Source organism: Streptomyces kebangsaanensis (assembly GCF_001906585.1).
In the GTDB taxonomy this organism is placed as follows: domain Bacteria; phylum Actinomycetota; class Actinomycetes; order Streptomycetales; family Streptomycetaceae; genus Streptomyces; species Streptomyces kebangsaanensis.
The window spans coordinates 143626-155006 of record NZ_JUJA01000166.1 but is presented as its reverse complement, the minus strand read 5'-3'; the positions used below and the strand labels follow the sequence as shown (position 1 = coordinate 155006).

The following is an 11381-nucleotide window of genomic DNA, read 5'->3' as shown; positions in this document are numbered from 1 at the left end:
GGACCTGCAGTACTCGGTCGCCGACGTCAACCGGCGCCTCCCGATGGCGCTGCTGGCCGGTGTCTTCGCACTCGCCGTCGTGGTCGTCGGGCGGCTGCGGGGCGTCATGGCGCTGGTCGCGCTGGCTGTCAGCTTCCTGGTGCTGAACCTGTTCATCCTGCCCGCGATCCTGCAGGGCTCGAACCCGCTGGCCGTGGCGGTCGTCGGGTCGAGCGCCATCATGCTGATCGCCCTCTACATGTGCCACGGCCTGTCCGCCCGTACGTCGGTGGCGGTGCTCGGCACACTGATCTCGCTGATGTTGATCGGCGTGCTGGGCTCACTCTTCATCGGCTGGGCCGCGCTCACCGGCAACACCGACGACAACACCGGGCTGATCCACGGCCTGTATCCGTCGATCGACATGAGCGGCCTGCTGCTGGCCGGCGTCATCATCGGCTCGCTCGGAGTCCTCGACGACGTGACGGTCACCCAGACGTCCGCGGTCTGGGAACTGCACGAGGCCAACCCCACGCTGGGCCGACGCGCGCTGTACCGTGCGGGCATCCGTATCGGACGCGACCACATCGCCTCCGTCGTCAACACCCTCGTCCTCGCCTACGCCGGTGCCGCGCTTCCGTTGCTGCTGCTCTTCTCCATCGCGCAGAGCGGCGTGGGCACCGTCGCCAACAGCGAACTGGTCGCCGAGGAGATCGTGCGCACACTGGTGGGCTCGATCGGCCTGGTCGCCTCCGTCCCGGTCACCGGCCTTGGGGAACACCGGTACAGCGGTTATCGGTGAGATTGATCATGGTCAGCTAGCACAGTGATCCGGTGCCGCGCTGGGATTTGAGGAAAGGTCCTCGGGTGCGGGTGAGGTGCGGCTACGGTCCGCCGCGTGCCGGTGGAGTTCTTAACTGATGAGCAGGCTGGGGCGTACGGGCGGTTCGTGGAGGAGCCGACGCGGCCGGAGCTGGAGCGGTTCTTCTTCCTGGACGACGTGGATCGGGATCTGATCGCGCTGCGTCGTTCGAAGCACCATCAGCTCGGGTTTGCCCTACAGATGTGCACCGTTCGGTACATCGGGCTGTTCCTGACGGAGGACCCGCTGGATGTGCCGTGGTCGGTGGTCGAGCAGCTGGCCGCGCAGCTGAAGATCGAGGACCCGTCGTGCGTGAAGCGGTACACCGAGCGGCACCAGACGGTGTACGACCACGCGTGGGAGATCCGCGACGCCTACCACCCCTACGAGGATCCGGAGTGGGGGCGGAAGTTCCGCACCTTTCTGCACGGCCGGGCCTGGACGGCGCATGCTGAGGGGCCGGTGGCCCTGTTCAACCAGGCGGTGGGCTGGCTGCGGCGGAACCGGGTGCTGTTGCCCGGCGTCTCGGTGCTGGCCCGGCAGGTGTCCGAGGTCCGCACGATCACCGAGAAGCGGCTGCACACCACGGTCGCCAAGGCCGCCCACCGCGCCGACCCGTCCCTGCCCGAGGACCTGGTGGCGCTGCTTCAAACGCCGCAGAGCAAGCGGTACTCGTACCTGGAGCAGTTGCGCCGGCCGCCGACGCGGACGACGGGCACGGCGATGATGCAGGCGCTTCAGCGGGTGGACGAGATTGCCGCGTACCGGCTGGGCCGGGTGAAGCTGAACAAGGTCCCGCCGAACCGGCTGGCGGCTCTCGCACGGTACGCGGTGGGGTCGAAGGCGCCAAACCTGGAGCGGGCGGGTGAGCCGAAGCGCACGGCGATGCTGACGGCGGTGATGCGGCATCTGGAGGCGAAGGCGATCGACGAGGCCCTGGACCTGTTCCAGGTGCTCATGGCAACGAGGCTGATCAGCACGGCGAAGCGGGCCACGGACAAGGAGCGGCTGTCGGCGCTGCCGCAGCTGGAGAAGGCGTCGCGGATGCTGGCGCGGGCGTCGAAGGTGCTGCTTCAGGAGCTGGAGCTGGTCGAGCAGCACGGCACCGATCTGGACGTGGCCGCGCTGTGGCGGGCGGTGGAGGAGATCGTTCCGCGGTCGGCGGTGATGAGCGCCGCCGCGGTGGTGGAGTCGCTGGTGCCGAACGACGATACGGCCGAGACCGCGATGCGGCAGGCCCTGGCCAACCGCTACAACACGGTCAAGCCGTTCTTGTCGCTGCTGGGCGAGACCTCCGCGCTGGGGGCCGCCCCGGGCGGGGCGCGGGTGCTGGCCGGGGTGAAGCGTCTGCCGGCGCTCTCACGGCGGAGGGTGAAGGACAAGCCGCTGCTGCCGCGGGAGGTCGACGACAAGCTGGTGCCGCCCGTGTGGCGCAAGGCGGTGTACGCCAACGCCGAGATGCCGCCGGGGTCGGTGGACCGCGACGCGTACGTGGTGTGCGTGCTGGAGCAGCTGTACCGCGCGCTGATGCGCCGGGACGTGTTCGCCTCCCCCTCGCACCGCTGGCCCGACCCGCGCGCCCGCCTGCTGGACGGCAAGGAGTGGGACGCCGTCCGCGAGGACGTCGTGGCGGGCCTGAGCCTGGACATGCCCGTCGAAGAGCACCTGAAGGAGCTGGTGACGGCGCTGGACGCCGGGTGGAAGCTGATGGCCGAGCGGCTGGAGGAAGCCGGCGAGAACGCGAAGGTCTCCGTCGAGGTCCAGCCCAACGGGCGGGCGAAGTTGAATGTGGACGCCCTCGGCGCACTCGGCGAGCCAAAGGCGCTGCGCTGGCTGCGCAGGACCGTGGAGAAGATGCTCCCGAAGATCGACCTGCCGGACCTGCTGTTCGAGGTGCACGCCTGGACCGGGTTCCTGGATGCCTTCGTGCACCTGGGCGACGGCACCACCCGCATGAAGGAGCTGACCACGTCCGTCGTTGCGCTGCTGGTGAGCGAGGCGTGCAACATCGGGACGACCCCGGTCATCAACCCCAGCTACGAGGCGCTGACCCGCTCCCGCCTGGTCCACGTCGACCAGTACTACCTGCGCGCGGACACGATCGCCGCGGCGAACGCGGCGCTGATCGCTGCCCAGGCCGAGGTACCGATCGTGCAGTTCTGGGGCGACGGCTTGCTCGCCTCCGTGGACGGGCTGCGGTTCGTCGTGCCCGTGCGCACCATCAGCGCCGCCCCGAACCCGAAGTACTTCGGCTTCAAACGTGGCATCACCCGGCTGAACGCCGTCAAAGGGGCGGAATTGCGTCTGATGCAACATCCGACAGGGCGGGCAACGCGCATAACAGCAGGTGGGAGAGGTTGCCTTCACGGTCGCCAGGCAAGGGGCAACCGATCGGCCAGCGGCTCTTGCGCTCGACGCATGCCATCCCAACAATGTTGCATCTAACGCAACGGAGGTTGGAGTGGCTAGAGCGGCTGATCTGGCGGGGGCGGCCCACCTGATGCTCGTGGACGGGGTCTCGTACCTGGACCCCGAGCCGGCGGTGTTCGAGGCCATGCTGGAGGGGTGGACCAAGCAGCAGCGGAGCCGCTTCCTGAACTGGGACTCGACCATCAAGCCGCGGCTGTCGCTGGTCCGCCGGTTCGCCGAGTTCACCAACCAGTACCCGTGGCAGTGGCAGCCAGCCGAGGCCGAGGCGTTCATCGACCACCTGCGGGCGAAGACGCCGACGTTCACGGTGTCGAGCGGCCGCGGTTACCAGAACCACTTGCGGCTGTTCTGCGAGTACATCACGGACGCGCGCTACGGCTGGATGAACGTCTGTCAGGAGCGCTTCGGCCAGGTGCCGGTGCAGATCCTGCACGAGTGGAACACCGTCACCCACGTCAGCGAGTACGAGGGTGACCCGAGCCGTCGCCCGCTGACCTACGACGAGATCCAGGCCCTGTTCGACGCCGCCGACGGCCGGGTCGAGGAGATCCGGAAGCGAGGCCGCAAGGGCGCGCTGGCTGCGATGCGGGACTCCGCCCTGCTCAAGAGCTACTACGCCTACGGCATGCGCCGTCGGGAAAGCGTCCATCTCGACGTCGCCGACCTGCGGCGCAACCCGAAGGCACCGCAGTACGGGCGCCACGGGGCGATTTTCGTCCGGTAGGGGAAGTCCTCGAAGGGCAGCCCGCCCAAGCGCCGCACCATCTTCACGGTCCCGGAGATGGACTGGATCGTCGACGTCCTGGACCACTACCTGACCGAGGTCCGCCCCCGGTTCGGCGCCGGGAAGCACCCGGCGATCTGGGTCACCGAACGCAGTGGGCGCCTGTCACGCCGGTCGGCGAACGAAGCCTTCGACGCCGCACGGAAGGCCGCTGACCTGCCAGAAGAGCTGAAATTGCACTGTCTGAGGCACTCGTACATCACGCATCTCGTCGAGTTCGACTACCCGGAGCGGTTCGTCCAGGACCAGGCCGGACACGGCTACGCCAGCACCACGGCCATCTACACCGGCGTCTCGGACGAGTACCGCAACCGGCTGCTGCAGCGGAAGTTGACCCATCGCTACCCCGGCATCTGGGAGGACCCCAAGTGATCAAGAAGATGGGCTACTGCTGGAACCTGCGCAAGCTCATGGCTGACCGGGAGATGTTCCAGACCACCGACCTGGTGCCGCTGCTGGCGGAGCGGGGCATCACCCTCTCCCGCGAGCAGGTCTTCCGGCTGGTCACCCAGCCCCCGCAGCGGCTGTCGATGGACGTCCTGGCGGCCCTGTGCGACATCCTCGCCTGCCAGCCGAACGATCTGATCGATGTCCAGGTCGTCAACGAGGAAGTCCGCAAGACTGCCGGTGGCGAGACGCCCGGTCCGCTTCCGGCCGTTCGCCGGACCTCCATCCGGCGCCCGGAGGGCCTGTGACCGCACCCTCGCCGACCGCGCCGTCTGTCGTCGCCCGCCTCGCAGCCCAGGCCGCTCGGCTGGAGGCCGCCACTTCCGCTGTCACCACCCACCTCACCGCGGCTCTGCCCGGCCTCGGCTCCGAGGAGGCCGAGGCCGCACTGGTGGTCGCGGTGCCGATCCCCGTGCGCGGGGCGGCCCGCTTCCTGGAAGAGCTCGCCGAGCACCTGGCCGGCCATCCCCAGGCCCTGACCTCTGGGAGTTCGCTCTGTCCGCCGGTCCTGCTGCGGCTGACCCAGGTGCTGCACGAGGGCGGCCACCCGGTCGTTCGCCCCGGTTGCGCGCACTGCGGCACGGTGCGGACCGACCTTCGGCAGCTGCGGCCCGAGGGACGACTCTGCGCGACCTGTGACGCCAAGAGCCGCCGCGCCACCTGCGCGCGCTGTCACCGCGAGGGCATGCGGATCTCCGCCCGTCGCCCCGAGGGCGGCATCTGCTCGGCCTGCTACCACAAGGACCCCGCCCGCATGGAGGGGTGCGCCGGGTGCGGCGAACTCCAGAACCCGGTGGTCCGCCGAGAAGACGGCCGGGGCCTGTGTGTCAGGTGTTGGAAGCGCCCCACTCACACCTGCGTGGCCTGCGGCAAGACCGCGGTCGCGGCGCTTGTCGACGCCGACGGCGCTCTCTGCCACCTCTGCTACAACCGCCACCGCCGACCGCGACGGCTCTGCGGCCGGTGCGGGCAGCTCAAGCGCATCGCACGCAACGCGCACGACGGTGAGCCCGACCTGTGCGACGGCTGCTACCGCGGCCCTGAGGTGACCTGCTCCGCCTGCGGTCGGATCCGGCCCTGCAGCAGGCTCCAGGGCCAGCCCGTCTGTGGCAACTGCTACCGGCGCAATCGACAGGGCGAGCCATGCGCCCGCTGCGGTCGGACCAAGCCGGTCAACACGCGATGGCCGATCGGACCAGTCTGCCTGACCTGCTACAACACCGTCCTCCGGTCGCCGGCCGAGTGCCCACGCTGCGGCACGGTCCAGCCGCTCATCGCGCGGGACACCGACGGCACCGGCGTCTGCGGACCCTGCGTCGGCTTCGCTGCCGACTACACTTGCCGCCAGTGCGGCCGGGCCGGCAACCCTCACAGCCGGGGCCGATGCGCGTTCTGCGTTCTCGCCGAGCGGGTCGACCTCCTGCTCGCTGGGGCCGACGGCGTGGTCCCCGAGCAGTTGCAGCCGCTCGCGACGGCGCTGGCTGCCGCTCCGGCGCCGTTCCAGGCGATCCAGTGGATCCGCGAGAGCCCGAACAGCAGGCTCCTCGCCCGCCTCGTCACCGAGGACCGCCCGCTCAGCCACGAGCTGCTCGACGAGCTACCGCCCAGCCGGAACCAGCGCTACATCCGCCAACTCCTGGTGCACACAGGCATTTTGAAGGCCCGCAACGAAGACATCGAACGGATCCCCGGCTGGCTGGAGCACGAACTGGCCGACAAGCCAGCGGCCCACGCGAACCTCGCCCGCCCGTTCCTGCACTGGTTCCTACTCCGACGCGCACGCCAACGCGCCGCCGTCCGCCGGTACCCGGCGTCCGCCGACCGCGATCTCAGACGTCGCGTCAGCGTGGCCCTCGAACTGCTGGCCTGGCTCGACCAGCAACAACTCGCACTCGCAGACCTCACCCAGGAGCACGTCGACGACTGGGTCACCGACGGCGCGAGCCAACGGCGTTACTTGATCCGATACTTCCTGAGCTGGACCGCGAGCCGTCGGCTCACCCGCAAGCTCACCGTCCCCTCGATCCCGCAACAGGAGCCTCAGGCCCTGCTCGATGAGGACGATCGCTGGAGCCTCCTCCAGCGATGCCTGACCGATGACGCCCTGCCTCTGGACGTCCGAGCAGCCGGCGCGATCACCCTGCTCTTCGGTCCGTCCACGGAGCGGCTCTGTCATCTGACGCCCGACCACCTGCAGCGTGGCAGCAAGCACACCCACCTGATGCTCGGCCGTCACCCCGTGCTGCTGCCCCCGCGACTGGCCGGTCTGATGCACCAGTTGGCGGAAGAGCCCCTGCCCGGCTCACGATCCCTGTTCGCCCAGGCGACCCCGGGCCCCCGGCTGCTGTTCCCGGGCCTGGTCCCTGGGAAGCCCATCTCGACTCACGCCATGACGCAGAAGCTCAACCGCCACGGAATCGCGGTCCGTGCGGCCCGAAACTCCGCCCTCGCCGCGCTCGCCGCCGACCTCCCCAGCCTCATCCTCGCCGATCTGACCGGCATGCACCGCCACACTGCCATCCGTTGGGTCGCCTACGCCCGACGCGACTGGGCCGAGTACCTCGCGGCACGCGCCGAGGAACAAGGTCGGGGTGGTCACGAACAGGGCTGATCAAGGGCCGGGAGGCACCAGCCGGAGATCGCTGCCAGATCACGCATCCCAGTCCGCATAGTCCCCGATCGCCACGTCGTCGCAGAACGTCTCCCAGAATCCGCTTAACGACCCAGGCGCCATGGTGCCATGGACCGGCGCCATGCGGTGGAACGGGAGCCCGATGCTCGAACTGGCCGTAGCTGGTCAGTGCTCAGCGCCTCCAGGTGTGGGCTGGGCGGCGTTGAGGGTCTCCTCGACAATGACTTCGATGATCCTCTCCTGCTCGGCCGGGTCGAGCGTCGGCCGGGGGCCGTCTGTGCGGTCGAGCTGGACTCGGACACGGCGGGTGATCACGGCAGGGGGCGGGGCAGCACCGTCCTTGGTGCTGTCGTGGTAGATGGTCCAGGCAAGAGTGGCAATGCTGACGATTAGTGAGCCGAGAGAGATCGGATCGAGGTACTGATCGGGGCGGTGTGCCATGTCCCGGGTGTGGAGCGCCGCTTCCACGTCCGTGGCAAGGGTTCGGCCGTGTGGAGGTGCGAGCCGTCGGGCGGCGGCACGGGCGGCGGTTTCGACGGGGTGGGTCATTGAGACTCCTTGCTCGGTAGTGCGTCGAGTCGGCTATTCGCTGGCGACGAAGTCGCGTATCGCGGCAGGCAGGGCGTCTCCCGTGACCGAGGGCCAAACCTCCTCCAGGACGGCCAGACCGAGCTTTGAGGTCAGGCGCGCGAGGTGTTGGGGGCCGGGGCCGGTCGCGGGATGGGGGAACTCCTCGAAGCAGGCCAGGCACCGGACCGTCCACTCCATGGCCTCCCGATACCGGCCGCGTTCCTCGGACAGCAGGCCGAGTTCCCCGTAGCTGAGGACCATGGCGGGTCGGCTGTCGAGTTCCTCGCTGATCTCCAACGAGAGCCGGTACCACTGCTCGGCCTCGGTGTGCCGACCGCCCAGGTGTGCGATCTTGCCGAGCTGGTGCCGGCTGGAGGCGACAGCCGGCCGGTTGCCGGTCTCCTCCGAGACGCGCAGCGCGCGTCGGCACCAGTCCTCGGCCTCGGCGAGCCGGCCCTGGTTCTGCGCGAGGATGCCGAGGTGGTGGTAGTCGACGGCCGTCTCGTGGCGGCTGCCGAGCTGCTCCCGGACGGTCAGGGACTTGCGGTACCACTTCTCCGCAGCGGCCGGCCGGCCTTGCTGGGCGGCGAGCATGCCGAGTTGTGAGTAACTGCGGGCTGTGCCGGGCCGGTCGCCCAACGCCTCCAGGATGGCGAGCGACTTGCGGTACCGTTCGGTGGCTTCGGCAAGCCGACCCTGCTCCTGCGCCACCATGCCGAGGTGGTGGTGACTCGCGGCAGTGCCGGGCTGGTCACCGAGCCGCTCCCGGATGCCGAGAGCCTTCAGGTACCACCTCTCCGCCTCGGCCAGTCTCTCCTGGTCGTGCGCCACGATACCGAGGTGGTGGAAGGCGTTGGCCTCGCCGTGCGCGTCCCCGGCTTCGCCCAGGACGTTCTGGGACCGTTCGTACAACTCGGTCGCATCCTTGAGCAGGCCCTGCCGCTCCGCCAAAGCACCTAGGTTGTGGTGGATGCGGGCCTGGGCCTGGCGTACCCCACGGTCCGGGGTCAGTCGCCCGAGGGCCGCCAGGATCGTCCGGTAGGTGCGCTCGGCCTCGGCGAGCCGGTGCGTCGCCGTCTGGCGGGCAGCCTCGTCGAGGGCAGCGAGCGTCCAGAGTCCGCCCGCCGGGGTGTCCAGGCCGGGAGGTGTGCCGTCGGGGCCTTCGAGGGCGAGCCGCAGGCGGTCGGTCCAGGCCTGTGCCTCGGCAGAACGGCCGCGTATCTTCCAGTAGGCGTACAGCGGCTGGACGATGAGTGCGGCGGACTGCCATTCGCTCTGGTCGCAGGCGAAGCCGAGCAGGCTGGTGAGGGTCCGCCGGTGGATCTCGATCATGGCGACGGCACCCGAGGCACTCCTGCCGCTCAGTTCCCGGGTGAGCAACGCGCCAAACTGGGCGTACACCCGCAGAAGGGCCTCCGTCGCCGCCGCGTGGGCTGCCCGGTGACCGTCGGGGTCGTCCGCACGCCACCAAGCGGAGAGATAGGCCGACAAGCTCGAGTGAATCCGGTAGGTGTCCTCGTCCTGCTCGGTAATCAGACCAAGGTCCGCCGCCCGCCGCAGGAGCCGCTCCCAGTCCTCCGTAGTGTGCCCCCGGAACGGCTGCGGCGCCGCCGAGTCCTTAGAGACGAGCGCGAGCAGGTTAGGGTCGGCCACACCGTGGACGAGGCCCACCAGAGTGAGCGCCCGCTGTTCGGCCTGGGACAGGTGGGTGAAGGAGTGGGCGATGCTCGCGGCTAGTGAACCGTTGCGCATCCCGTCGCCTGGCCCGAGCAGGAGAGCCTCACCCCGCTTGAGGCGGTGCAGGAGCCGCGCCGGGTCCGTGGTGTCCAGACTGGGGAGGACCAGACGCATGCTCAGCGGGTGGCCCTCCAGCCACTGCATGAGCTCGCCGAACGCCCGCTGTTCGCGTCGCGGCTGTGCATTCGGGTACGGGGCGAGGAGGTGCTCCGCGTACTGGACGGCCTCGCCGCGTTCCAGACCGGTGACCTCGACGCGACGTACCTCGCCGAGCCATGCCTCCGGGGTCCGGCTGGTGATGACGATCGCGCTGCGGCTGTTGCGGGCGAAGCGGTCGAGGAAGGCAGCAAGTGCGGCCCGCTCCGGCTCTGTCATCGAGGCGGCAGCAGGATTGGGCACGGTGTGGGCGGCCTCGAAGTTGTCCCAGATCAGCAGCAACCGCCTGGTCGACAGCACCTCCTCAACAGCCGCGAGCCGCCTTTCCAGGCCCAGCGCCGCGAACCTGGTCCCGAACACCCGCAGGCCGACGGTGTCGACAACGCTGCTGAGGCCGGAGGCCGCCGGACCGGGCTCGAATGAGTGGGTGATGACCCAGTCCGGCTTGTCCACCGCGCCGGTGTCACGGCTCCAGCGGCCGAACGCCTTCGCCAGCTCCGTCTTGCCGGTTCCCCCAGGCCCGTGCAGGACCACCACGCGCTGCAGCCGTGCCGCGACATCGAGGGTGTGGATCAGGCTGTCGCGCCCACGAACTCCCCCACCGGGGCGAGGTCCTCGTTCTCCGGTGATCCGGGCGCCTCGGCCCGCTCCAGGACGCGGTCCAGCAGGGTCTCGTGCGACTCTTGGGCGGAGCGGCTGCTCCACAGGTCGGGGAAGGCCACCTCGCTCCTGGCGTACAGCACCGGCACCATCCAGTCCGCCAACGCCAGCATTCCCTTTGCCGAGGGACGGAGCGAGCGTCGGGCCAGCCGGCTGCGGCCGACGGCCACCGCTTCGGCCACGCGGTCGCCGGCGAACAGGCGCTCGTAGAAGGCCGACATGAACTCCGCGGCGGCCACGGCGTACACGCTGTAGGCCATGGCGATGACAGCCTTGGCGCCCTCCTGCAGTAGGCGGGTCGCGACTGCGGCCTCCACCTGTGCGCCCATCGCGGCCGACTGGCAGGCATTCAGTACCACCACCGGCACCTGCGCCCGGGCCAGTACTCGTGCGGCCGACTCCGCGGGCACTAAGTCCTGTCCTCCCCCAGGCTTCTCGAACGCCAGCATCCCCTGCGGCCCTGGCCCCTGGAACGTCCATGGCTCGGGGGCGGGCCCCGCCCCGGGCACCTCTCCGAAGGCTCCGTGCCCGTCGAAGTGCACGATCTGGAACGGTTTTCCGGCCTCGCGCGCCTCCTGGAGCACTTCGTCCAGGCGCTCCAGAGTCGGTGGGCGCAGCACCGTTAGTTCCACCTGCCCCCGGACGGCTTCCAGACGCCGCAGCAGCGGGCGGGCGATCATCTGATAGCCGACGTCGCCCGCCCCCAGCGGCCGTGAGATCACCATCAGCACGCGCAGGTCACGATCCCTGAACCGGGACACCTCGCCCAGCTTGGCATTCGGCAGGCTGCGGGTTACCGCCACACCGTCGAGGGCGAGCGGTGACGGCCGCCCTGGATCCACCATCAGCTCCCAGGGGAGGCCCAGGACCGCGGCTGCGCCCGAGCGCAGTACGATTTCCAGCGAGCCACCTCTGGCACGTGCCCGGATGTACGCGTCCCTGGCTGGTCCGGACCTGAACAGCGACTCGAATATCTGGGCCCCCCATTCTGGGAGCCTTCGCGCGATGTCCGGTCCGCGGTCGCCGTAGACGCCGAACGGCGCGCGCAGGTAGTCCTCCAGGTACCAGCGCAGGTCCTCCAGGGCCTCGGCGTCCAGTGGCCAGTTCAGCTTCCCGAGCGCCTC

The 11381-nt window shown here is 69.7% G+C and carries 7 protein-coding genes and 1 pseudogene; 5 read left to right on the top strand and 3 right to left on the bottom strand.

Annotation, left to right across the window (positions count from 1 at the left end; genetic code table 11):
- The 5 genes and pseudogenes from RH94_RS34765 to RH94_RS34745 all read left to right on the top strand — a co-directional run.
- On the top strand, positions 1-781 hold a 781-nt coding region (locus RH94_RS34765), incomplete at its 5' end, for a YibE/F family protein (protein ID WP_234426254.1).
- Between the two features lie 96 nt (positions 782-877).
- Positions 878-3286: a DUF4158 domain-containing protein gene (locus RH94_RS34760; protein ID WP_234426253.1), complete on the top strand. Its 2409-nt coding sequence runs from the start codon at positions 878-880 to the stop codon at positions 3284-3286.
- Positions 3287-3341: 55 nt separating this feature from the next.
- Positions 3342-4427 (top strand): annotated as a pseudogene (locus RH94_RS34755) (tyrosine-type recombinase/integrase).
- The gene (locus tag RH94_RS34750; protein ID WP_073952274.1) at positions 4424-4750 is read left to right on the top strand and encodes a helix-turn-helix domain-containing protein; all 327 of its coding nucleotides are present in this window, start codon (positions 4424-4426) and stop codon (positions 4748-4750) included. Before RH94_RS34755 ends, RH94_RS34750 begins: the two are co-directional and overlap by 4 nt.
- Positions 4747-7113, top strand: coding sequence for a hypothetical protein (locus RH94_RS34745; RefSeq protein WP_079189303.1), 2367 nt, complete (start codon positions 4747-4749; stop codon positions 7111-7113). The genes RH94_RS34750 and RH94_RS34745 overlap by 4 nt, the downstream gene beginning before the upstream one ends.
- Positions 7114-7299: 186 nt before the next feature.
- Here the strand turns inward: RH94_RS34745 and RH94_RS34740 are convergent, their stop codons facing one another.
- The 3 genes from RH94_RS34740 to RH94_RS34730 all read right to left on the bottom strand — a co-directional run.
- Positions 7300-7683, bottom strand: coding sequence for a hypothetical protein (locus RH94_RS34740; protein WP_073952273.1), 384 nt, complete (start codon positions 7681-7683; stop codon positions 7300-7302).
- A 33-nt stretch (positions 7684-7716) separates the two neighbouring features.
- Positions 7717-10134: a tetratricopeptide repeat protein gene (locus RH94_RS34735; RefSeq protein ID WP_073952272.1), complete on the bottom strand. Its 2418-nt coding sequence runs from the start codon at positions 10132-10134 to the stop codon at positions 7717-7719.
- 35 nt (positions 10135-10169) lie between these two features.
- On the bottom strand, positions 10170-11381 hold a 1212-nt coding region (locus RH94_RS34730), incomplete at its 5' end, for a CHAT domain-containing protein (RefSeq protein WP_143204108.1).

Coding starts and splice junctions, on each gene's coding strand:
- RH94_RS34740 (WP_073952273.1), bottom strand. CDS start 7,683: ATGACCCACCCCGTCGAAACCGCCGCCCGTGCCGCCGCCCGACGGCTC.